Raw genomic sequence first — 23,234 nt, 5'->3', positions numbered from 1 at the left:
GATTTATGGATAGCTCTGAGATTCCCAATTCTGTGGAGGCCAAACAAGTGGATGCGTCAGAACTGAGAACACAGGAAACCAACACATTGTGTTGGCCACTTCTCGTCCAAACTTCTCTCTGTTAGGATATCTGCACCAGAGCCTGGAGGGCCGCCAATCGTTGGCGAAACAGCTCGCGTTGGTGGGCAAGAGGTACCGATTGGTTCATAATGGTGCGAAAACGGAAGAACTGGCGTAGCTCATCAAAAGTGCGACAAAAACGAGCAGCCGAGGAGAAGCGGCCAAACCCTCGCATAGGATAATAGCGTTGTTTGATGCCTCGGTGATCCTGCTCCAGTCGATTGTTGAGATATGGATTACAGCGATGGAGGACGTGACTGCCAAGCGTTTCGCGGATTGCCCGCGGATAGGAGTCATGTCCATCGGTCGTCACCTGATCAGGCGCGTAGCCAACCATCTCGACAGCTTGTTTGAAAAACCGTGTGGCTGCCTCCATATCTCGCTTCTCGCTCAGCATGGAATCAACCAGGTTACCATCCGAATCAATGGCGCGATAGAAATAACACCACTTCCCATGAACCTTGATATACGTTTCATCGACATACCAGGACGTTCCTGCTTGCCCTCGTCGCTTGGTCCGCAACTGCTCAGCGATGAGTGGAGCAAACTGGGCTTCCCAGTCGCGGACGGCTTCATGGGTGAAGACCCAACCACGCTCCAGAAACATTTCAGCGAGATCCCGCAAGCTCAACTTATACCGTAGTCGCCACAGAACAACAAGGAGAACGATATCGGTGGGATATTCGAGAAAGTTGAACGGAGTTCCTGTCTGCTCGTTAAAGGCTTGCTTACAATCTGAGCAGCGGAACGTTCGATACCCGAGCGCGGTTTTCTTGGTCTGTTCCTTCGTGGTAGCTGAAGCACAGTGCGGACAGTTCATGAATTACTCCTCATCAGGTGGGTCTTCGCCATCAGCATACCTCATAAACCATCCTCAAGCCAAATCTTCTTCTGAATTCTGACGCTTCCGACTGAAGCACCGATGCCTCCGTCATCGTGGAAGAGTCCAACACGAATAGTCCCAAAGGGTCATACGCCTCCCTCAGCAAAAATGACTCCAAATGATCACGCTTTTTTGTGGAACCCGCAGTATACTGTCATTGTCGCCGACAAGAGGCAATGTTTCCTCGGCTGAAACCGAAAGAAATACAGAGACAATAATGCATATGGACAAGGAGAAATCAATGACTTCCTCATCATCGAATCGTGTCTGGTTGATTACAGGGTGTTCAAGCGGATTTGGACAGGCTTTTGCCCGGGCCGTGATTGCACATGGAGATCACCTGATCGCTACCGCCCGTCATGTTGAGCAGATCGAGGCTCTGGCAGGTGCGCAGCCAGATCAAGTGCGAGCGCTCGAACTCGATGTCACGAACGCGCGACAGGCCCAGGAGATCGTGAAAGCCGCGCTGGACACTTTTGGACATATTGATGTGCTTGTGAACAATGCTGGCTATGGACTCTTTGGGGCTTTTGAGGAACTCTCGGAGGCACAAATTCGCCAGCAACTGGAGGTGAATTTGTTGGGAGCCATGAACGTGACGCGGGCAGTCCTGCCGTCTATGCGCGCTCAGGGCTGGGGACATCTGGTGCAAATCAGTTCACTGGGAGGGCTGGCTGGCTTCGCTGGAAACTCTGCCTATAGTGCGAGCAAGTTCGCTCTGGAAGGGTGGTCGGAGGTACTTTCCAGGGAACTTGCGCCATTTGGCATCAAAGTGACAATTGTTGAGCCTGGTGGTTTTCGTACCGAGTGGGCTGGTCGTTCTATGATCAAGGCGGCACCGCTAGCACCATATGACGTCGTGATGACAGAACGACGTGCGGGCATGGAGCAGGCAAATGGGAGGCAGCCTGGCGACCCTGCTCGTGCGGCCCAGGCTCTCATTGCGGTGGTCGAGTCGGAGCATCCTCCCTTGCGGCTTCCTCTGGGGACCGACGCCGTCACGATCATTCGGCAGCATATCCAGCAACAACTGAGCGATCTTGATTGCTGGGAGTCTTTATCGTATTCTACCGATTTTCCTCGCCACTGAGAAGGTGGAAATTGTTTCACGCAATAAGGGACTTTTTGGAAAGGAAAAGACCGTTAAAGCCTCAGATAATAAAGTAGAGGGTCCATCTAAAGAAAGGAAAGGATGCTATGAGCACACAACAGGGAAAAATCGCCTTAATTACTGGTGGAAGCCGAGGACTCGGGAAAGAGATGGCGATCAATATCGCCGCCAAGGGGAATGATGTTCTTCTGACCTACAACAGCAAAAAAGAAGAAGCAGAAGCAGTGGTCGCTTCGATTGAGAAACAGGGCCGCAAAGCGGTCACACTGCAGCTGGACGTATCCGATACGAAGTCGTTTGCTGCCTTTGCAGAAGCGGTCAAGCAGACGCTCAAACAGAAGTGGAACAGGAACAATTTTGACTTCCTGGTCAATAATGCGGGGTTTGGCATCTACGCGCCCTTCGTCCAGACGACCGAGGAGCAGTTTGACCAGGTAGTCAACGTGCAGTTCAAGGGGACGTTCTTCCTCACCCAGACCCTGCTCCCCTTGATCGTCAATGGTGGTCGCATCATCAATATCTCCACCGGACTCACGCGCTTTTCCCACCCGGGCAATAGTGCCTATGGGGCCGCCATGGGGGCCAAAGAGGTGCTGACGCGCTACCTGGCCGTGGAGCTTGGGGAGCGCGGCATCGTGGTCAATACCGTGGCTCCAGGTGCCATTGCCACGGACTTTGAAGGGGGCGTCGTTCGTGACAACAAAGAAGTCAACCAATGGGTGGCCTCACAGATCGCTCTTGGTCGTGTTGGTCAGCCAGAAGACATTGGCGGGGCTGTGGCGGCTCTCCTCTCCGAGGAGACCCGTTGGGTGAATGGGCAGAGAATAGAAGTGTCAGGCGGCATGAATCTTTAGAGGCGCGTGTTCACGAGAGCAGAGAGCACACAAAGATGTCAGCGTCGCCAAGGAGTCCGAGGCCGTCCAGATTTCTGATGGGACGCATCGGAAGGCTCGTTCAGGAGGAAGTAAGTGTTGAATCTCGATACCGTTATACCGAACCCGCAATTTCGCATGTGTCACTCCCATGTCATCGCTGCCCCGCTCGCCGATATCTGGGATGAGTTGAACACGGTGCCGATGTCCGCACTCCCTCTTGGACTCGTGTTCGAGAGCCTGCGTCTCCTGCCAGCCACCCTCATCAGCCAAAGGCATCCACGCTTGGCAGGGCGCACCTTTCTCGATATCACACCCATTCCCGTTCTGTTCCGCGAGGCTCCCCATGTGGTCATCTCGGCAGGCCTCAGTCAGGCCTGGCGCCTGCTGGGAGGATCGACACCGCCTCTTCTGGACGCAGCGGGTTTGCGAGAGTGGACCGGAACGGGATGGCTCAAGGTAGGGATGGAGTTCCGCCTGGAATCCACCCCCAAGGGCAATCTCCTCAGTACCGAGACCCGCATTCAGGCGATGGATCCACAGACCCTGCGGGCCTTCACAGCATACTGGTTCGTCATCCGCCCGTTTAGCGGGGTGATTCGTCGGGAGGTCTTGAGCGTCATCGCGCATCGAGCAGAAACGAGGGAAAGGCCGCGTTGATGTGTAGCGGCCTGTCCGTATCCGTAATGCGGCTCCTCTGAGTGACCGTGATGACGGTCAGGAATGCGTGAGGTCATGCCCTAGTTGCACCGTAGCCACACTTCTGGCTTGGTCGTCAGATCCACTTAATATCAAAATTTACAATATGAAAAGGAGAAGATACCATGAACATAGCAAAAGAACTGCACGTCATTTTCGGAACCGGCCCGGTCGGGATCTCGCTCGCTGAAGAACTGCTTGCCCGAGGCAAATGGGTCCGTCTCGTCAATCGAAGCGGAAAGGGAGAGATCCCCACTGGGGCAGAGCTGGTTGCTGGGGATGCCTCCAGACTCGACAGTGCTCAGGAACTCAGCCGAGGAGCGGCGGTCATCTACAATGCCACCCATGCCCCTTACGAGCAATGGCCGGAGATTCTTCCCCGCTTACAGGAAAATATGATTGAGAGCGCAGCTGCTGCTGGAGCGAAGCTGGTCGTGATCGATACGCTCTACCTGTATGGAGAAACGCATGGACAGCCGATGACAGAAGCCACACCTTATGCGGCCACCTCACGCAAAGGCCGTCTGCGTGCCGAGCTCGCCTGGGGCTACCTGCAAGCCCATCGCATCGGCAAGGTCCGCGTCGCACTGGGACGAGCAGCTGATTTCTTCGGGCCGCGTGTCCTCAATTCGTCGCTGGGCCAATATGTCTTTCCGGCAGTCCTCTCTGGTCAGCCAGCCTTGACGCTTGGCAACATTGATCTTCCTCATAGTTACAGCTATATGCCCGATGTTGCCAGGGGCCTCGCAGTGCTTGGGGAGCGTGAGGAAGCACTGGGACGAGAGTGGCACCTACCCGTACCACCAATCATCACAACACGCGACATGCTACGGCTCATTGGTCAGGAGATTGGGCAGTTCCCACAGATGACACCAACCGATATGATTGTTTACAAATATTGAACCTATCCATTGCGATAAAATTGTGCCTTGTCCTTCCTTCAAAGATCAGATAATATTAGGAGTGACTGCAAATAAACGATCTTCTATGTATTTTTAGCGCGTTCTATCGCCCTATCATCATTAATATCAGATAGAGGCATTTCTCTTTCGCCTTCACCAATACACCAACCTAATGTCTCCAAATACCAATCTCCATAAGCTTGCTTTCCATCCCAGCGCCTTCCTCTTTCCCTCTTATATGAATTAACTACCAAGTAGAGACGAATTTGCCATCCCAAGTCCGTGAAACCTGCAAAATAAACTCTCATGTTATCGTCTACGAATAGCCTATTTGGGCTTAGCGCAAAGCCTTGTACGTAGTAAGAAACGCTTGCGGGGTCCGAGTCAGGTTGATGGTCGTCATAGTGAGCCGTAATTATGTCCGCTACTAGTTTTACTTTGGGCATTATCATCTGCCGATAAGTTGCTACATCTACTAATCGATTCCGTACTTCCAAAACTTCTAAAAGGCGTTGCCGCTGTTCGAAGGCAGCAACAGCTTGCGCACGCTTTGCTTCTTCTTGTAACTTGCGCTCTATAGCGTTCTGCTTCTCCTTTTCAGCCAGACGCTGTGCATCTACTTTGGCTTGCCTGCCTGCTTGGATTAATCTATCTAATAATCTTGACATATTGATGCACTCCTGATGAGTATCGAGGATCCTCTCTATGCAATATACAGGATGAGTATAATCCACCTGTTTCCCTCAACCGTGGTCTGGCTACAGATTTTATCGCAACAGATAGGTTCAATATTTGTAAACAATCATATCGGTCGGTGTCCCACAGATCTTGAATGTGCCTACGATAGAACAGGCCAAAGCGCTTGGGATCTTTGATGAGACCTTTGCACGCGAATATGTCGAATTGTTCTACCAGTATACTGAACCGCAAATCGTGGCCTCAAGCGCATTTGAACAGGCATTCGGCCTGCACGCGACTCCTCTGGATGAAGCGATCCATACGACCGTCCAGTGGTATCGAGAGCACGCGCACGCTTAAAATAAGAGGTTTGTGGAGATAGCATCCTCCATTTCCCACGTTTTCGATCTTGCATTGCAAACAGACTTGAGGGAACCGCAGAGCGGCCCCGTAACTGAAAGGCAGAGAAGAAATGGCAAACACTCAGGAGAGCAAGCCACGGGTAGCCATCATCACCGGCGGTGCACGAGGGATCGGTCGCAGTTGCGTCGAGCGGCTGGCGGCTTCCGGTTTTTCCATCGTCGTCAACTATGCATCCAACGACACCGAAGCCAACGGCGCCGTTGCCAGCGTGGTCGACCAGGGAGGGAAAGCGATGGCTGTGCGTGCAGATGTCGCTGACGAGCACGCCATCGAGGAGCTTTTTGATCTCACCGAGCACACCTTTGGCGGGGTCGATGTCGTCGTACACGCAGCGGGCGTCATGTTTCTTGCTCCGCTGGTCGAGCTGGATCTGGACGTCCTTGATGATCTGCTGCGGACCAACATCCGAGGCACCTTCGTCGTTGACCAGCAGGCCGCCCGCCGCCTGCGCCCTGGTGGGTCGATCCTCAACTTCTCGTCCTCGGTGATCGGCAGAGTTCTCCCGACCTACACCGCCTACGCGGCCAGCAAGGCTGCGGTAGAAGCGATGACATTCATCCTGGCACATGAACTAAGAGGCCGCAACATTACCGTCAACGCAGTGGCTCCGGGTCCGACCGCGACGGAGTTATTCCTGAAAGGCAAGGACGAGGAGACCGTCGCCCGGTTTGCCAATGCTGTTCCACTCGAACGCTTAGGCACCCCAACCGACATCGCTGAGACCGTTGCCTTTCTCACCAGTCCCGCTGGCCATTGGATCAACGGGCAGACGATCCGAGTCAACGGCGGCATTATTTGACATCCCTTTTCACAGAGATGGGAGGCGGAAAAGAAGGCTTTTCGGTGTATTTTTACACGGAAGAAGACATCGCGCGAAAGAAGGAACCATGTTATGTTCATAGAGCGCTGCTTTTCTTCACCAAGAACTGTCACAATAGTCAGATCACAGAGTCTAACTTTTTGGGAGGCATATGATGCCTCAACTCAAACTCTCTTTATGTGACTGAGGATGCCATGAATAATCCGTTTCGTGAAACAACAACACTTGAGATTCCTGATGAGGAGTTGGTTGCCAAAGCCCAGAATGGGGATTGGCAAGCTTTTGAAGAGCTTATTCAACGGCATCAAGCCTGGATCTTTAATATTGCAGTACGCATGGTGGGCAGACGCGAGGACGCAGAAGATGTCACGCAGGAAGTCCTGCTCAAAGTCCTTATTCGGCTGAGTACGTTTCAGGGCAAGAGCCGTTTCCGCACGTGGCTCTATCGCATCGTGGCCAATCACGTGCTCAATTTGAAGCAGCGCCCGGGCGAAATCTCCTTTTCTGAACTGGGCCAGCAGATTGATCAGCTTCCCGACCAGCATCTGTCCGATCCCAGTGAAGCTGACCTTCCAGCACCTGTCCTGATCGAAGAAGCCAAATTAAGCTGCACAATGGGCATGTTGCTCTGCCTGGATCGGCGTCAACGCCTGGTCTATATTCTCGGCGAGATCTTTAAAGTCAACAGTGAGATTGGCGCAGAACTGATGGATCTCTCTTCCGCGAACTTCCGCCAGTTGCTCTCGCGGGCGCGCCACGATCTCTCCAACTACATGAACAATAAATGCGGCCTGCTCAACCAAGCTAATCCCTGTCGCTGCGCCCGGAAAACACGCTCCTTTATCGAACTGGGCGTGGTTGATCCCGCACGCCGCCAATTTACTCGTGAATATTTGGGACAGGTTTCCACCATTGCTCCAGAGCGAACAAAAGCCCTGCACAATCTGCTTGCGGAGCAATCCGCTGGTATCTATCGAGAGCATCCCTTTCTGGTTCCTGTGGATCAGAGCAGAGCCTTGCGTACCTTGATCAACCAACCTGCGTTCAAACAGATTTTTACCCTGGATTAGAGGGCTTCCTGGGTTCCTTGGGCGAACTGTCACAAGAGCGTTTTGCCCCTGTCTAAGTGAGTGAAGAGAAGAAAATCACCTCTCGATCGTCGGGATAAAGGCGTTTTTCTTCAAACATCTAGAACACAGCACGAGGAATTGTTCAATGATCAATGCAAGTATGCCGTACACGAAAAAATATTGTACTGTTCTTGGCCAGCGAATGGCGTATGTTGAGGTGGGACAGGGAGATCCTATCATCTTTATGCACGGGAATGCAGCATCTGCTTATCTCTGGCGCAACATTCTCCCCTATGTCCAGCATCAGGCGCGCTGCATCGCCCCTGATCTGCTGGGTATGGGCGATTCCGCGAAACTTGCGACAGCAGGGCCGGGTGCCTATTCCTTTTTTGAGCAGAGTCGCTATCTGGATGCCCTGCTTGAAGCCCTGGATGTCACGAGGAAGGTCACCTTTGTGGGGATGGACTGGGGTGCGGCTCTCAGCTTCTACTGGGCCTATCGCCACCCCGAGGCTGTCAAAGGGCTGGTCTACATGGAGGCGTTGGTGCAACCGCTGACCTGGGAGCAGTGGCCGGAGCTGCCGCGCCCGGCCTTCCGGCAGGTGCGAACGCCCGCTGGAGAGCAGATGATCTTGCGCGACAATTTTTTTATTGAGGAGGTCATACCGAATATGACTGTGTTGCGCCATCTCACCGCCGCAGAAATGGAGGCGTATCGCGCTCCCTTCCGCGAACCAGGCGAGAGTCGGCGCCCCATTCTGACCCTGTTACGCTCGTTGCCCATGAATGGAGAGCCAGCCGATATCGTGGTCATCGTCCAGTCCTATAGTGAATGGCTGGCACGAACTCCCATCCCGAAGCTCTTCATCAATGGCGAGCCAGGTGGAAACCTGACGGGCAGCCAGCGCGAATATTGCCGAACCTGGCCCAATCAGACGGAGATCACCGTGGCTGGCATTCACATGCTACCTGAGGATGCTCCCGATCAAATTGGCGCGGCTTTAGCGCAGTGGTATTGCACCATCTAGGGGTCGGTATATCAAAACCTGAAAACTGTACGCTAAGTAGGCAGAACAAAGAGATCGCAAAAGAATGATAAATAGCTTCCAGGAAGGAAAGTTTTTCTCATGAAAGTATGGTTTATTACCGGCACGTCAAAAGGTTTTGGTCGCGTCTGGGCGGAGGCTGCCCTGAAGCGCGGCGATAAGGTGGTGGCGACCGCGCGCAACCTGGAGAGTCTCAAAGCGCTCAACGATACCTACGGTGAGAATGTCATGACGCTGGCCCTGGATGTCACCGACAGGGCCGCCATTTTTGCGGCAGTGAAGCAGGCTTACGATACCTATGGTCGCCTGGATGTTGTTCTCAATAATGCCGGCTACGGTCAGCTTGGCGCCGCCGAAGAGATCAGCGAGCAGGAGGCTCGCGACCAATTGGAGACCAATCTGTTCGGGGCGATCTGGGTGACGCAGGCGGTGCTGCCATACCTCCGAGAGCAGGGCAGCGGACACATCGTCCAGAACTCAAGTATCGGCGGCGTCAACGCCTTCCCCTACGCGAGCCTCTATAATACCAGCAAGTGGGCGCTTGAGGGCTTCAGCCAGGCGCTTAGCCAGGAGGTGCAGCCCTTTGGCATCAAGGTCACGCTGATCGAGCCCGTCGGCTACGCAACTGACTGGAGTCCCTCGGCAAAGGTTGCCAGGCCGCTGCCAGCGTACGAGCCTCTCCGAGAGGCCAGAGCTGCTAACCCTCGCCCGTTTGGTGCTGGAAATCCAGAGGCGACTGGTCCGGCTCTCCTGAAGCTGGTCGAGATGGAGCAACCCCCACTGCGCATCTTCTTTGGCAAGGGAGCGCACGAGATGATCCATGCCGAGTATGGGAAGCGCCTGGCGGAGTGGGATGCCTTCAAAGCACTGAGCGAAGAGGCATATGGCGCATAAATCCACGCCGGGAACTGGGTCTACCACATTGCTGCTGGACTCAAAGGAGACGGCGAAAACCTGGCCGGGACATCTCGTCCCGGCGTGATTGAAACCAAACGAGGAGGTTATGATGAGAGTTGTTTTCGTGCATGGGGCATGCGTCAAGGACGGGTCCTGGTGGTGGCACCGAACGGCTGAACTGCTGGTCGAGCGGGGCATCGAAAGCCTGGCACCTGCCCTCCCGAGTTGCGGTGAGATGGGTGAAGCGCCCAGCGCAGGAGGACCTGGGCTCGCCGATGATGTCGCCGCCGTCCGGCAGGTTTTGACCGCGAGCGACGAGCCGACCGTCGTCGTTGCGCATAGCTACGGCGGGATCGTCACCGCCGAGGCGGCGTCGAGTGTCGGCTCCGTGCACCATCTGTTGCTCGTGTCCAGCTATCTGCCCGAGGTTGGGCAAAGCCTGTCCTCGTTCAGCGGTGAGGAGCCGGCCCCGTTTCTCGACATCGATCCTGTGGGCGGGACATTCACCGTCCGGCTGGACGCCCTGGCCGAGACGTTCTTGCAGGACTGCGATCAGGAGATCCAGCGAGCGGCCATGAACAAGACGGCTTGGCAGAGCCTGGCGGTCCTCCAGCAGCCGGTGCAGTCAGCGGCCTGGCAGCACATCGCCTCGACGTACCTCGTGTGTGCCAAAGATCGGGGAACCCCCGCCGACCGGCAACGCACGTTCGCTGCTCGGGCAGGCCGCGTCGTAGAACTCGATGCCGGCCACCACCCGTTCCTTTCTCAGCCCGCTGTCGTACGCGACCTGGTCCTTGGGCTATGACAGCGACCAACGACGTGCAGGCGGACCACCGAGAACTCCTCCTCCAGGCGTATGCGGCTTACAATCACCAGGACGTTGATGCCCTGCTGGCACTGGTCAGCGACGACGTCGACTGGCCCGACGACGGGGCAGGCTGCACGGCAAAGCGGCGCTGCGCACCTACTGGACCGAGCAGTGGACCCGCACGCACACGCACGACGAGCCGGTACGCTCGCTTGACGGCTCGATCGTCTCGCAAAGCGATGGTCTGCACCTTCACCGCATCGAGGGCATGCGTATCTCGCGCTTGGATATCGAGGCTCCCCTCAAGCCGTAAGCTGCACTCAGATGATCACATTGATGTGAGCCTCTTCCTGCTTACCTATGGCCTGGGTCAGGTGCTGAGCAACTGGATCGCTGGTTCGATTGTTGATCGTGTTGGTTCTATTCGCCCGATCTACGTATTCCTGGTCGCTGTGCTGATTGTCGAGCCTTTACTCGCTTTGACAACGCACACGATACCAGGGGCATTGATTATGCTTTTCCTGTGGAGTTTCTGTGTGCCAATGCTCTTCACTCCACAGCAGCATCGCTTGCTACAACTCACGCCCGAGCATGCTAATGTGATTCTCGCACTGAATAACTCGACGTTCTATCTGGGAGTTGGTGGCGGGGCCGCGTTGGGTGGCCTGGCCTTACGTGTTGTTGCGGTGACGCAACTCGGTCTGATTGGCGCTGCCTGTCTTCTGCTTGCCCTGGTGTTGTTCGCGTTCAGCGTGCGCCTGAGTGCGCGTAAAGTGAAGAGATATGAGGGCGAGAAGGGAGAAAAAGAAGAAATGCTCGTCGCGTCTGAATAAAGCTTTTATCGATGGGGAACGCAGAGAGGCCATTCCTGCGATGCTTCAAGGAAGAAGTATATCCTGTCCCCACGTCGTCATTACCAGAAACAAGATAAAGAGGGTGATTCTATGCCTGTGTGTAAATCATTTTGCTCTGTGGCGAAATTTGGATAATTATGTGGGCGGTAAAATAGGCAAAAGCAGATAGAAGATGACGAGAGCCACGAGAGACTTCGTCCCTTATGGCTCTACTGGCTGATTCCTACTTGCTGACTGCTTGCTCATTTAATTATCCAATTTTTTAGCAATCTGCGGCTCTCCCGCACTTTGCGTGATCGGGCAAAAGTGATAGAATAGAGCAAGAATAACATTTCTCGAATCATTGCTCCTCAAGGATCAGAATCTACCAACCGATGACACACCCACTTTTACTCGATCTTGCAGACTTTGCCGTAGAACAGATTACCCTCGTGGATGAGAGAATTACTGTGCGGGCACACTCACAAGCAACGAGTGGACTTTGCCCCGATTGCGGTCACCTTTCTTCACGAATCCATAGCCACTACCAGCGCAAACTGGCCGATTTGCCCTGGAGCGAATATTCCGTTCGGCTGGTAGTGCAGGTGCACCGTTTCTTCTGCACCCATGCGAGCTGTGCTCGCAAAACTTTCGCGGAAGCTCTTCCTACTCTCGCCGAGCGTTTTGCCCGAAGGACCATCCGGCTCAAAAAGGTGTTGGAGCGTCTTGGTCTGGCTCTTGGTGGAGAAGCCGCTGCTCGTCTCAGCGTAGTCTTAGGGATGTGTTCTAGCCCGGATGCGCTCCTGCGTTTGCTTCGTCGCTTTCCTGACGAGCCGGTCGAGCCACCTCGCGTGGTCAGTCTTGATGATTGGGCATGGCGCAAAGGGCATCGGTACGGGACGCTGATCTGTGACCTGGAACGGCATCGCCGACTCGATGTGCTGCCTGATCGGGATGCTGCTTCGGCTGCCGCCTGGCTCAGACGATACCCTTCTATCGAAATCATTAGCCGGGATCGTAGTGATACGTATGCAACAGCTGCCAAGCAAGGTGCCCCACAAGCCATGCAGGTGACAGACAAATGGCATCTGCTCAAAAATCTTGGTGAGGCATTGCAGCGCTGTCTTTCTCCCCATCTGACAGCTCATCAGAGGCAACAGACGAAGGAGCTTCTTGAAGCTTCTCCTGTGCTGCCGGGCAAGCACGTTCCACGTCTCTCTCCACAACAAGAGCAGGTTGTGCAGCTTCATCGAGCAGAACGGGTAGCTCGCTACGAACAAGCGATGGCATTGAGGAAGCAAGGATTGAGCTATCAAGCCATTGCTGAGCGTGTAGGAGTGGGCCACAGCACCGTCCGGCGGTGGATAGAGGCTGGAGTCTTTCCCGAGCGCAAACGGCGCGAACAGGCCAGTCAGCTTGATCCTTACCTCTCTTTCATCCGTGAGCGATGGGCACAAGGCTGCCACAACATGGCACGCATCTATCGAGAGCTCACTACGAAAGGATACAAAGGCTCGTATGAAAGTGTGCGTAACCTAGTCATCAGCCTCCGGTCAGGTGATCGTCACGCTCCTCTGCACAGCGGGACTCCCATTTCTTCCCGCCAAGCTACCTGGTTGTTTCTACACCGACCAGAAAAGCTGACGCGAGATGAGCAGCAAACGCTTGCACACCTTCGCAACCTGGACCCAGAAGTCGATTTGGCCTATGAGCTGGTACAACAATTCGTCGCCATGATGCGTGATCGAACGGGAGCAGAGCAACTTGATGGCTGGCTGGAGACGGTCGCCAGCAGTCCTCTGACCGCTTTACACCCTTTTATCAAAGGGGTCTATCAAGATAAGGCTGCGGTGCAGGCGGGCCTGACCTTGGCTTGGAGCCAGGGTCAGACCGAAGGCCAGATTACTCGCCTCAAGCTGATCAAGAGGCAGGGATATGGAAGAGCCAAGTTTGATCTCCTCCGGCAACGGGTCTTACATGCAGCTTAACAAAGGAGTTTCTCATGCAATTTGCCTTGAAAAAGATGCAACAAGAGGATGCCCATCAGATTGCATCCTGGCACTACCCACCTCCTTACGACTTCTATGATGTGGAGCAAGATCAGGAGGATTTAGCGGAACTGCTTGATCCGCAGAGCTGGCAAGTGTCCTACTACTCCGTCTTCAATGAGGCGAATGAACTCGTTGGTTTTTTCACCTTCAAGCAAGAGGGTCAAACCATCGAGGTGGGACTGGGGCTGCGACCAGATCTGACTGGCAAGGGCCTGGGGCGGGCGTTCCTGCTCGCGGGATTGACCTTTGGTCAAGAACACTTTTCCGTCAGCGTGTGGAGCTTGAGCGTAGCCACCTTTAACCGACGCGCTATTCACCTCTACGAACAGATCGGCTTCACTCCTCTCGACACGTTTATGCAACACACCAATGGTGGAGAGTATGAATTCCTGCGCATGGTTCGACCTGTGTAACCAGCAGAGAGGCTCTCTCCATTGTCTCTCATCACGCAAAGTGCGGGAGAGCCATTTAATTGGTTCTCCGTCATCTTCCGTGCAAAAAGCTCATCAATAGAGAACCTTGAAACCTTTATCTGCTCTGAAAGCCAATAGAGAAAAGGAGAAAGGTTGCTTATAAGCTCATCCTGCACTAAAGATGGTGGAGAACCATTTAATTCACAAATTTACATCAACGAGACAAAGCCTCTTCAAACCGCATGACAGGCCATCTTTTCCCTCCTCCTCATCTCGTTGCACAACCCGTGGGCGACGGGCGTCCAAAGAGGCCAAGGCGATGAGAGCGATCCATGCCAAAGCATCTCGGATTGCTCAGCCGTCTGAGCTTGACCCGGTTTGAAAGAGTCCCAAAAGCTGAGCTATACTAGAGCAAGCATGGGAAAGGATCAAACATGGGAAAAGTTCAAAAAGTCTACACACGAGAGTTCAAAGAGGAAGCCGTCCGCCTGGCAGCAACCAGTGGCAAGCCCATTGCCCACGTCGCCCGAGATCTGGGCATCTCCGACACCTCGATTCACCAGTGGCGCAAGGAATTGGCAGAGAACGGCTCTGAAGCGTTCCCAGGCAAAGGACATCAGACAGCGCTTGAGGAAGAGAATTGACCTTGACCCGTTTTCGTAGAGCCTCCAACGATTTGGAGCTGAGAGGATAGAAGACGTTTTGACGTGACGTCACGTTGACGTTGCTATTCTACCAGAGTAAATATACTACGTCAAACAGTACGTCATGTACGCTGATCTCAAATTTGCTCGTATATGAGCGGACTTACATAGCCGAGAGTGGAATGTCGTCTTTGCCGATTATAGTAGACTTCCAAGTACACAAAGAGCGAGCGTCTAGCTTGCTCTTGAGACGAATAAATGCTGCTGCCCATGCATTCCTCTTTAAGTGAACCGAAGAAGGATTCCATCGCTGCGTTATCCCAACAATTGCCTTTCCGAGACATACTTACTACCATTCCCATTTGCTCAAGTTGTCGGCGATAGGCCCGGCTCGTGTATTGGCACCCTCGATCACTGTGATGCAGCAGCCCCGCTTTGGGGCGGCGTCGGAGCACAGCCATCTTCAATGCGTTTGCTACCAACTCTTCATCACAACAGGTTGACATGGACCATCCGACCACTGCCCGCGAATAGAGGTCCAGGATCACGGCAAGGTAGAGCCAGCCTTGTGTTGTAGGAATATAGGTGATATCTGTTACCCATTTGGTGTTCGGTGCTTCAGCACGAAAGTCCCGATGTAAGAGATTGGGTGCGACAGGATGAGAAGGATCTCGCTGGGTGATGAGTACCCGTCTCCGTTTGCGCTTCGCACACAACCCTGCCTCACGCATCAACCTGGCAACACGTTTGCGAGCGATGCTTCTTCCCCGATCCCGCAATTCAGCATGCAGGCGTGGGCTGCCATATCTGCCTTGATGAACATGAAATTCCTGTCGAAGCTCTTCTGTAAGTTGGGCATCTTCTCGTTGGCGAGGACTCGCAGGACGCTTACGCCAGGCGTAAAAACCACTTTCCGAGACCTCAAGGACACGACACATGATGACAATGGGAAATTCTTGCTTGTGTTGGTCAATAAACTGATATTTCATTTGGATTCTCGTGAAAAGATGCCCGCAGCTTTTTTAATATATCACGCTCCTGCTGGACTCTTTCCAATTCACGTTTGAGGCGGCGGTTTTCTTCTTCCAGCTCGGTTTGATGCCCTTTGCCTGGAAATGCATCGCTCCCATGTTCTGCTAATTCCTTGCGCCATCCATGAATGGCCGAATCGGAGATCCCCAGTTCACGGGCAATCTGGGCAATCGGCTTCCCACTGGTTTGGGCGAGCCGTACTGCTTCCTCTTTGAATTCTCGTGTGTAGGTTTTTTGTACCTTTGCCATGATGATCCCTTTCCTGGTTTGTTAGAGTATATCTCAGCTTTTGCGACTCTATCAAATCGGGGTAGGATCAAATCGTCGTCTCAAGCGAGAGAACGAGATACTTCGGCAAGAGAGGGAAGTACTAAAAAAAGTGCTGGGCATCTTTTCACGGGAGTCCAAATGAAATACCGGTTTATCGAAGAGCACAAGCAGGAATTTCCCGTGGTGGTGATGTGCCATGTCCTCGACGTGTCAGAGAGTGGCTTTTACGCCTGGCGCAAGCGCCTGCCCTGTCAGCGAAAACGAGAAGATGCCCACTTGACCGAAGAAATACGACAGGGCTTCGCAGCTCATCAGGGACGTTACGGCAGCCCCCGCCTGCAGGTGGAGCTGCGCGATCAAGGACGACAAGTCTCCCGCAAGCGGGTGGCTCGGTTGATGCGGGAGGCAGGACTGTGTGCGAAGCGCAGACGACGTCGAGTCCTGACTACGCGCCGAGATGCAACTCATCCGGTAGCTCCGAATACCTTAAATCGGGAATTTACGGCAACCGAGCCCAATAAAAAGTGGGTAAGTGATATCACATATATTCCGACGAAACAAGGATGGCTCTATTTGGCGGTCATTTTGGACCTCTATTCACGAACGGTAGTAGGGTGGTCGATGTCAGGCACCTGTGATGAAGAGCTGGTGGAACGCGCGCTCAATCTGGCTCTCGCTCGCCGCCAAGCCTTCGCAGGACTCTTGCATCACAGTGATCGGGGCAGTCAATACACTTCACGAGCTTATCGCACTCGTTTAGAGCAAGTAGGGATGGTAGTGAGCATGTCGCGGAAAGGGAATTGTTGGGATAATGCTGTCATAGAGTCATTTTTCGGGACACTTAAAGAAGAATGTGTAGGAGAGACGGCTTATGCGTCTCACGAAGAAGCTCGTCTGGCCCTCTTCACCTACCTGGAAGTGTACTATAATCGTATTCGGCGACACTCGACGCTTGGATACGTCAGTCCAGTTTTCTATGAACAGAAGACTCTGTAAGAGAAAAATAAAACATTTGACGTTTAACATTTTTTCTCGTATACTAAAAATGTTAAACGTTACGTGACGTCAAAACGTCTTGCATCTCCCTCAACTCAAAGCATCGGAGGCTCTACAGAATCGGGGCAGGCTCAGCCGTCAGCAACAGTCACCTCATTGACTTTTAATTTAGTTCATCTCAGTGGCCTTTGGCGCATGCCTCTTACCAATTGGACAAGAGCCGAGTCAGAAGTGGCAAATTTATGGTCTTTCCGACACGATGGACTGTGCTTCGGTGATCTGCTCGGCGTTCATGTTGCTCACCCCGAGGTGCTTGATCGAACCTTCTTGTTGCATTTGGAGGCAGGAAGGCGAGCCGTGAAGCAACGCCACTATTCGTTCAATAGTGTCTCAGTTCTCCTTTGCTATCACAGGCGTTTCGAGTTGACCCAGCCCTTCAATGGCTACAATCATCGTATCTCCTGCCCGCAGGTACTCCGGTGGCTTCTTCCCATGCCCAACACCTGCCGGAGTTCCTGTAGCGATCACATCTCCTGGTTCCAGAGTCATAATGGAAGTCAGGTGCTCTATAATTTCTCGAACAGAAAAGACCATGTTTGCGGTCGTCGAGTCTTGTTTAATCTGTCCATTCACCGTAAGAGTGATATGCAGTTGTTGTGGATCTGGCACAAAGAGGGCGGGCGTGAGAAGTGGACCCATGGGCGCGAATCCATCGAACGCCTTCTGCATGACCCAATCGATCCCGACAGGGGGCGCGTCCGCAATCCAGTCGCGGGCTGAGACATCGTTGAGAAGACTGTAGCCCGCAACGTACTGTAACGCGTCTTCTTTCTGGATATCGCGTACTCTTTGACCAATAACGACCACTAATTCTGCCTCCCAATCGACCAGTTTTGCCCGTTTTGGCAACTGAAGAGGAGTGCCAGACCCTATCAACGTCGTTGTCGGAGGCTTTAAAAAGCTGTATGGATACTCTGGAAGCCTGGCAACGCCCATTTCAGCGAGGTGGTCACGATAGTTTGTTCCAATGCAGATAAGTTTCCGTGGAAACATTAATGGAGGTAACCAATGCAACTCTTCTTGCTGCAAAAGAGCATCAGCAAACGCTTGTTCTGAGCGATGAGCAAACAGCGTCTTTACAACCTGCGCCAACGTCTCATTCCAGTATGACCAATCTTCTATCAGTTCGAGCAGCGAGTCTGATAGCTCACGAATTTCAGTGGAGAGCGTATTCTTCACCCTTGCGTGCTCTAAGCTCGACTTTGTACATTTCCAACTAAAAACAGGCCGCATCGAGAAGCCGATCAAGCACAGAAGGAGAGAGGAGTCCAACATCAGGTGCGCAAGGGGATGTCAGACTGCTCTGCTGTTTCCAGATCAGCCGTCGCACACTGGCAAGAACATCATGAAAGGTGGCAGCAGATTTGTGATACCAGGCGGCCTGCTCGACGACGATCTGCGCGTGAGCAGCCAGATGGGTTCCCATCAACGTCACCAAACTGTAGGTACACGAGCCTCAGTGGAGTGGTGCGCTCGATGGCAAGATCAGACCACTGTCGCTGGGTTTGGATGCCCAAATGCGCACGCGCTTCCTCAAAGGTGCCTTCCAGACTCCAGCGCTTCATGTAGGTGGCAATGATGAGAAGCGCCTGCCAGTTGGGATTGCTACACACCAGCACTTTGGGCTCGTACTTGCCGCTGGGATCACGGACGAGCACCCAGCGGATAGGCAATGGGGGGAGTTTGGCACGATGCCACCATGCGGTTCCGCTGCACCATTGGATCACCCGGATACCTTGCCCATACCATTGGACCTCGTTCTCTTGCCACTGGGTGCTTGGATCAACTAGGACCTGATCCAGGTTGGGCTGGCGTTTGCCTACGATTCTGGGCTTGCCTCCTTTGGGACGGTGCTCAGCGGGAAGAAGCGGGTCGTGAAAGGCGTGATCCAACTGACCAGGTGTAATCAAGGTCACGGAGCGCTTCGTTGCCTGCAAGCCCAATGCCAGACAATTGTAAGCCCCATCCCCCAGCACGACAATGTCGCGATCTGGAAGCCAGCGATGCATCAGGCTGAGCATCAGGCTGGCCCACATGGCAATGGTTTTGTGTCGTTTGCCTTTGAGTACGCTGAAGGCGGGAGCCGTGGAAAGCACAACCAGAAAGGGCAGCGACCAGGGCTGCTTGCTCCACGCAGGCGTCACGACCACCGCCATCACGATCCAACGTAATCCGGTGCTACCCGACTTCCCGCTTGCGGCTGGAGAGTGCACTATCGCGATAATTGCCTCGCTTGCTGATCTGAGGACCCCATCGTCGTTCCAAGGTCTCATCAATGACGATCTGGATGCAAGCGCCCGGGGGAAGCAGTGTTTCTATGATGAGCAGCAGCAAACACTGGCTTGCTGCCAGTGGAGACCAGCGAGCACGGTTGAGCACTTGATGGTACAGACTCCAGTGCCCGTTGTTCTGTTCTCCGCTGAAGCGCAAAGCCCTACAGACCGTCCGTCGTCCGTGAGCCAAAAGCGTTCCAGTCAATAGGGTCATCAATTTTCTCCAGGTCGGAGCCGTAAACAGTGGCCGAAAGGGGGCCACAACCGTTAGAATAGTTTCTGGAAGGGGCATGAGCTTCTCCTTGTGGAAGATTTTGCTTTGGTAAGCTTCTATCTTACTTCAAGGGTAGGCTTTTGCCTTCCTCTCTAGCAAATTTGTACAAAGTCGAGCTTAGAGAGTGTGTAAATTGAAAAACTGCTCTTGATGAGCGAGGACAACGGTTTGTTTCCCCGCCACAAGAGCAGTTCCAAGTTGATATTTTATAGCGCTATGTTGACTCATACAGATTCTCTCCTCTCGTTTTGCTTGATTGTCTTCTCAAGGAAGGAGGACATGGCTGCAACATCCTCTTTCCCCATTCCACCTGCTTGCTCAAGCGAGCGCCTGGATTGCTCCTTGGCCTCCATCGCAAGCATACTAATATCGACAACAGTTAACCCTGGATGCGCTCCGTGAACGCGTCCATTCTCACCCGAAGCTGCATCGAGGAATGCACTATCCTCTGGAAGACAGGTAATCACCACATCGTATTGCTGAGCAACCTCTTTGCTGGAACGTGCAGTTGTGTCACCCATTGTAATGAAATCGCCGATCATATGGCGGCGATAGCCTACCACTGTAAAGCCATGTTCGAGCAGGTTTGCTGCAATGGGTAGGCCCATCTTCCCTAAGCCAATGATACCGACCGTCTTGTTCATTTTTCTGCGGCCTGTCGTGCCATAGAGAATGTGGTACGGGCAACTACAAGGGCGCTGCCCGTACCAGATATGCTTACTCTAAAATTTCGGGTGGTGGCATAGCTCCCCAGTGATTGGTTGCATATAGGTCTGCTTTCCACACCTTGGGTTTTTGTGGAAATTCTCCGTGCCATGGTCGGGGTTCAAAGTATCCCAGGTCTTCATTCAGCATGATATCCAACTCGGTGAACAGTTCGACAGTTTGTCCATCAGGGTCATGGTGATAGGTAAAGATGTTGTGTCCAACGCCATGGCGACCTGGTCCCCAAACAAGCGGAATGTTGTGTTTGTAGAGGTGATCGCAGGCACGTTGCACATGCGCCCAATCTTTTAGCTGGAAGGCAATGTGGTGCATCTTCCGATACTTAGTGCGCAGGAAGTTCATCGTGTGATGATCAGGGCCGCAGCGCATAAAGACAAAGAAGTCCTCGATCCAATCTGACACGCGGAAACCGAGCACATTCTGATAAAAGTCAGCGCTCTTTTGGACATCATGAACGGCGAGCGCAACGTGTCCCAGCTTCTCAGGGACAATCCCTGCCTCTGGAAAGTTATCATGTACCTGTTCCATTGTCTCGTAGAGATGGATCGTCGTGTCCGAAGGGTCCTTGAACTGTAGCTGTTCCGCTATGCCAGGCTGTGCATCTGATTGAGTCTCCACAGTTATGCCCTGCTCACGCAGTTGTTCTGCCGCCTCTTTAAGCGTTTGACCGGCCCCTATTTGAAAGCCGATATGACGGAGGCCATTCTCCTGCGCAGGATAGAGGGCAAGTGTGTGATGGTCCAATACGCTACGCAAATAAGCTGATCCATCACCGCCACGCTCCACAAGCGTAAAGCCAATAACATTGGTGTAGTATGCGAGCATAGCTTCTACATTAGGGGTGTTGAAGCCAGCGTAGCCAAGTTTTGCGATCTGCATTCTCGTCACGTCCTTTCCTCTGATCTTTGAGGCACTTTTTTCCGAATGAGCATGGCAGCATGTCTCTCTACCATGCTCTGCTTGACTAAATGGGTCCCATGCCGCCAGCTACGTTGAAGGCTGAGGCAGTTTCATGAAGTTAAGATTCTTGATTGGATACCCACATAGGCTCGTAATCTTTTTCATAGGCTCGTCCGTTTGGGAAGCTGACAAGTTCGAACATCGCTCCCCAAGGGGATTTGAAGAGGACAAATGTGGAGCCTTCTCCTGACTCCGGTCCGACGCCGTCCTTGACTGGACCGAGTACCCTTATTCCTTTGCTCTTTAAGTAGGCAACGGCGGCGTCCATGTCATCAACATAAAATGCTATGTGATGTCCATCATAATCGCTCAATTTGGGCATCGTTTTGTTCTGGTCAGGTGCGATGAATGAGAGGAGTTCAAAGTGTGCACCATTCTTGAGCCGTAAAGTACGGATTTCAGGTACCTCAGCTCTTGGGTGTACATCGAGATTATCTGCCATCCAGGTGCCTTCATCTTTAAATGGGCCTATTGAGTAGTAGACTTCGGCACCGAGCACGTCTACGAAGAAGCGTGTTGCCTCTTCGAGATCCGGCACGTTAATCCCAATATGGTCTGTTCCACGTATTCCTGGGATACCGCTCTTATTTGTCTGTGCTGTAGTCTCTACTTTGTCAGATGCCATGTCTTTTCCTCCTTGACTATATTCTGACGACAACGAAATGAGAATGTTTTACGATTTATCTGGTAAGATCCCATGCATCCAAGATGCACCACCCTGAATGAAAGTCATCCATTCGAGACTTTCAGAAGAAATGCCCTGGAAAGTGGTTCTGGCTCGCTTTTAGTGATTTAAGCTCATAAACAGCACGGTAGGAACAGATTCGACCACTCTAGAAGCGAGTTCCTGAGACCCGAACATCGCACTGTACTCTCCAGATCACCAAAAGCGAGCCAGAACCAGAGGCTCTTGACCACTTTGGGTACTGGTGGCGAAGTCAAAAACGACGCTCGCTTTGAGCTTGAAATCGTTGAATGCCAAGCGTGAAAATCGACTTCGCCACCAGTACCACTTTTGGTGAATGATAAGCGTATCTGACGACCAAGCCAGAAGTGTAGCTACGGTGCAACTGGGGCATGACCTCACGCATTCCTGACCGTCATCACGACAACGAGGCGGAGCTGCATGACGGACACGGACAGGCCGCTCCACATCAACGCGGCCTGTCCCTCGTTTCTGCTCGATGCGCGACGACGCTCAAGACCTCCCGACGCTGAGCCCCACTCAACGGGCGGATAACGAACAGTACGCTGTGAAAGCCCGCAGGGTCTGTGGGTCCATCGCCTGAATGCGGATCTCGGTGCTGAGTCGATTTCCCTCTGAGCTGATGCTTTACGAGAGAGCTTTTTTCAAGTTCTCTGCGTCGACCTCTGCCGCTGGCGTGTCGCGAGAAAAGGCGGCTAACAACCTGTTTCTCAGGGGACGACGCCCATCCCCCGAGCCTCGCCAGCATTCGACGAACGCGCGAGACTCCATCACCACGGGAGCGGGCCGTCCTCATTGGAGAACGTGCCCGTCGGACCGCTCGCGTCGAGAAGCGCAAGGCGTACAGGCTCACGTGCAGCCTGTTGGACGGTGCGCGTGCCCTGGAAGTTGGTGAGGTCCGTCGCGGTGAAACCAGGGTCCACAGCATTGACCTTGATAGGTGTCGACTCCAATTCGATGGCGAAGGCGAGTGTGATCGCATTGAGGGCCGTCTTCGACGGGCCGTAAATGACACCGAACGACGAGTGATGCGGATCAGCCGGGTCCGCTTTCATCGTCAGCGAGCCGGAACCGCTCGATAGGTTGACAATGCGTGCTGCTGGCGCGACGCTCAGCAGGGGCAGCATCGCTTGCGTGACGGCAATGACGCCAAAGACGTTCGTCTCGAACACCGCACGCATCTCGTCGAGAGACGCGATACTCGGTCGGCTCGCCTTTGAGATCTCCTCAAGCGACCTGCCCGGCTCTCCCGCATGCGAGATGCCCGCGTTGTTCACGAGGACGTCGAGACGGCCAAACTCGTTGCGGATACGCTCGGCTGCGGCGGTGATGGAGTCCCGCTTCGTGACGTCGAGCTGGAGGGCGTGGGCATCCGCTCCGACACTCGAGGCCGCCTCCTCCCCCAACTCGCGGTTGCGCGATCCGATGAGCACAGTGAAACCGTGCGCCGCGAGCTCCTTCGCGATTTGAAGACCGATTCCTTTGTTGGCCCCGGTGACCAGGGCGACGGGTTTGTCTTGCATGGTCATCTCCTTTCCTGAGACAAGCATACGACGATGGTGTGTATTTGACTTGCTCTTCCTCCTTGGCAGCGTTTGCCGACAGGAGAAGCGTTGCGGGAGAGTCTCTTTTCTCTGGGTCAAGATCAAAACCACCTGATGACGCGCA

General features: G+C 53.6%; 24 protein-coding genes and 2 pseudogenes. 16 read left to right on the top strand and 10 right to left on the bottom strand.

Translation table 11 applies throughout. From position 1 onward, the window contains the following. Positions 1–121: 121 nt before the first annotated feature. Positions 122–940 (bottom strand): IS6 family transposase, encoded by an 819-nt coding sequence (locus tag K3T83_RS38100; RefSeq protein WP_220208117.1) that lies wholly within the window; start codon positions 938–940, stop codon positions 122–124. 304 nt (positions 941–1,244) lie between these two features. Here K3T83_RS38100 and K3T83_RS38095 point away from each other — a divergent pair, with 304 nt between their 5' ends. The 4 genes from K3T83_RS38095 to K3T83_RS38080 all read left to right on the top strand — a co-directional run bounded on the left by K3T83_RS38095 (position 1,245) and on the right by K3T83_RS38080 (position 4,587). Continuing rightward, entirely contained in the window at positions 1,245–2,093 is an 849-nt protein-coding gene (locus tag K3T83_RS38095; protein ID WP_236065088.1) for an oxidoreductase, read from the top strand. 107 nt (positions 2,094–2,200) lie between these two features. Beyond that, positions 2,201–2,968: an SDR family NAD(P)-dependent oxidoreductase gene (locus K3T83_RS38090; protein WP_220208115.1), complete on the top strand. Its 768-nt coding sequence runs from the start codon at positions 2,201–2,203 to the stop codon at positions 2,966–2,968. Between the two features lie 114 nt (positions 2,969–3,082). Next, positions 3,083–3,646 carry a hypothetical protein gene (locus K3T83_RS38085; RefSeq protein ID WP_220208114.1) on the top strand — a complete coding sequence of 188 codons (564 nt, stop codon included), beginning with the start codon at positions 3,083–3,085 and terminating at the stop codon, positions 3,644–3,646. A gap of 164 nt (positions 3,647–3,810) precedes the next feature. Then, the gene (locus K3T83_RS38080) at positions 3,811–4,587 is read left to right on the top strand and encodes an NAD-dependent epimerase/dehydratase family protein (protein WP_220208113.1); all 777 of its coding nucleotides are present in this window, start codon (positions 3,811–3,813) and stop codon (positions 4,585–4,587) included. Between the two features lie 83 nt (positions 4,588–4,670). Here the strand turns inward: K3T83_RS38080 and K3T83_RS38075 are convergent, their stop codons facing one another. Then, on the bottom strand, positions 4,671–5,255 hold the full coding sequence (locus K3T83_RS38075; protein ID WP_220208112.1) for a hypothetical protein: 585 nt from the start codon (positions 5,253–5,255) through the stop codon (positions 4,671–4,673). 166 nt (positions 5,256–5,421) lie between these two features. Between K3T83_RS38075 and K3T83_RS38070 the strand changes: the two genes are divergently transcribed. From K3T83_RS38070 to K3T83_RS38025, 10 genes and pseudogenes are all read left to right on the top strand, one after another. Then, positions 5,422–5,625 carry a hypothetical protein gene (locus K3T83_RS38070; RefSeq protein WP_220208111.1) on the top strand — a complete coding sequence of 68 codons (204 nt, stop codon included), beginning with the start codon at positions 5,422–5,424 and terminating at the stop codon, positions 5,623–5,625. Between the two features lie 112 nt (positions 5,626–5,737). Next, on the top strand, positions 5,738–6,487 hold the full coding sequence (locus K3T83_RS38065; protein WP_220208110.1) for an SDR family oxidoreductase: 750 nt from the start codon (positions 5,738–5,740) through the stop codon (positions 6,485–6,487). 215 nt (positions 6,488–6,702) lie between these two features. Next, positions 6,703–7,578, top strand: coding sequence for an RNA polymerase sigma factor (locus K3T83_RS38060; RefSeq protein ID WP_220208109.1), 876 nt, complete (start codon positions 6,703–6,705; stop codon positions 7,576–7,578). Between the two features lie 145 nt (positions 7,579–7,723). After that, positions 7,724–8,605 (top strand): haloalkane dehalogenase, encoded by an 882-nt coding sequence (locus K3T83_RS38055; protein WP_220208108.1) that lies wholly within the window; start codon positions 7,724–7,726, stop codon positions 8,603–8,605. 99 nt (positions 8,606–8,704) lie between these two features. After that, on the top strand, positions 8,705–9,517 hold the full coding sequence (locus K3T83_RS38050; RefSeq protein WP_220208107.1) for an SDR family NAD(P)-dependent oxidoreductase: 813 nt from the start codon (positions 8,705–8,707) through the stop codon (positions 9,515–9,517). A gap of 112 nt (positions 9,518–9,629) precedes the next feature. Further along, positions 9,630–10,325, top strand: coding sequence for an alpha/beta hydrolase (locus K3T83_RS38045; protein ID WP_373324644.1), 696 nt, complete (start codon positions 9,630–9,632; stop codon positions 10,323–10,325). Next, positions 10,322–11,161: an MFS transporter gene (locus K3T83_RS38040; protein WP_220208105.1), complete on the top strand. Its 840-nt coding sequence runs from the start codon at positions 10,322–10,324 to the stop codon at positions 11,159–11,161. Before K3T83_RS38045 ends, K3T83_RS38040 begins: the two co-directional genes overlap by 4 nt. Positions 11,162–11,556: 395 nt before the next feature. Continuing rightward, positions 11,557–13,149, top strand: a complete 1,593-nt coding sequence (locus K3T83_RS38035; RefSeq protein WP_220208104.1) for an ISL3 family transposase — start codon at positions 11,557–11,559, stop codon at positions 13,147–13,149. Between the two features lie 14 nt (positions 13,150–13,163). Further along, entirely contained in the window at positions 13,164–13,625 is a 462-nt protein-coding gene (locus tag K3T83_RS38030) for a GNAT family N-acetyltransferase (RefSeq protein WP_220208103.1), read from the top strand. A 434-nt stretch (positions 13,626–14,059) separates the two neighbouring features. Next, positions 14,060–14,266: pseudogene (locus tag K3T83_RS38025) on the top strand (transposase); the annotation flags it as partial. A 140-nt stretch (positions 14,267–14,406) separates the two neighbouring features. Here K3T83_RS38025 and K3T83_RS38020 read toward each other — a convergent pair. After that, positions 14,407–15,550, bottom strand: a protein-coding gene (locus K3T83_RS38020; RefSeq protein WP_236065087.1) for an IS3 family transposase whose coding sequence is annotated in 2 segments (ribosomal slippage) — positions 14,407–15,285 and positions 15,287–15,550 — 1,143 coding nt in all. Because the reading frame shifts where the segments join, the coding sequence is not laid out codon by codon here. A 70-nt stretch (positions 15,551–15,620) separates the two neighbouring features. Between K3T83_RS38020 and K3T83_RS38015 the strand changes: the two are divergent. Then, a pseudogene (locus tag K3T83_RS38015) lies at positions 15,621–16,567 on the top strand (IS3 family transposase); the annotation flags it as partial. Between the two features lie 390 nt (positions 16,568–16,957). Here K3T83_RS38015 and K3T83_RS38010 read toward each other — a convergent pair. The 6 genes from K3T83_RS38010 to K3T83_RS37985 form a co-directional block, all read right to left on the bottom strand. Further along, on the bottom strand, positions 16,958–17,806 hold the full coding sequence (locus K3T83_RS38010; RefSeq protein WP_220208099.1) for a fumarylacetoacetate hydrolase family protein: 849 nt from the start codon (positions 17,804–17,806) through the stop codon (positions 16,958–16,960). Positions 17,807–17,970: 164 nt separating this feature from the next. Continuing rightward, on the bottom strand, positions 17,971–18,840 hold the full coding sequence (locus K3T83_RS38005; protein WP_220208098.1) for a transposase: 870 nt from the start codon (positions 18,838–18,840) through the stop codon (positions 17,971–17,973). Next, the gene (locus K3T83_RS57405; RefSeq protein ID WP_220208097.1) at positions 18,806–19,192 is read right to left on the bottom strand and encodes a transposase; all 387 of its coding nucleotides are present in this window, start codon (positions 19,190–19,192) and stop codon (positions 18,806–18,808) included. Before K3T83_RS57405 ends, K3T83_RS38005 begins: the two co-directional genes overlap by 35 nt. Before the next feature lie 206 nt (positions 19,193–19,398). Further along, positions 19,399–19,848, bottom strand: coding sequence for an NAD(P)-binding domain-containing protein (locus K3T83_RS37995; protein WP_308441716.1), 450 nt, complete (start codon positions 19,846–19,848; stop codon positions 19,399–19,401). A gap of 43 nt (positions 19,849–19,891) precedes the next feature. After that, complete coding sequence (locus K3T83_RS37990) at positions 19,892–20,779, bottom strand: VOC family protein (protein ID WP_220208095.1); 888 nt, start codon at positions 20,777–20,779, stop codon at positions 19,892–19,894. Positions 20,780–20,918: 139 nt separating this feature from the next. After that, positions 20,919–21,485, bottom strand: a complete 567-nt coding sequence (locus K3T83_RS37985; RefSeq protein WP_220208094.1) for a VOC family protein — start codon at positions 21,483–21,485, stop codon at positions 20,919–20,921. 452 nt (positions 21,486–21,937) lie between these two features. Here K3T83_RS37985 and K3T83_RS37980 point away from each other — a divergent pair, with 452 nt between their 5' ends. Next, positions 21,938–22,078, top strand: coding sequence for a hypothetical protein (locus K3T83_RS37980; protein ID WP_220208093.1), 141 nt, complete (start codon positions 21,938–21,940; stop codon positions 22,076–22,078). A 258-nt stretch (positions 22,079–22,336) separates the two neighbouring features. On the opposite strand, the gene K3T83_RS37975 is transcribed toward K3T83_RS37980, so the two are convergent. Continuing rightward, positions 22,337–23,089: an SDR family oxidoreductase gene (locus K3T83_RS37975; RefSeq protein ID WP_236065086.1), complete on the bottom strand. Its 753-nt coding sequence runs from the start codon at positions 23,087–23,089 to the stop codon at positions 22,337–22,339. Positions 23,090–23,234: the final 145 nt, after the last annotated feature.

The organism is Reticulibacter mediterranei (assembly GCF_016587455.1).
This window is presented reverse-complemented; position numbering and strand designations above follow the sequence as displayed.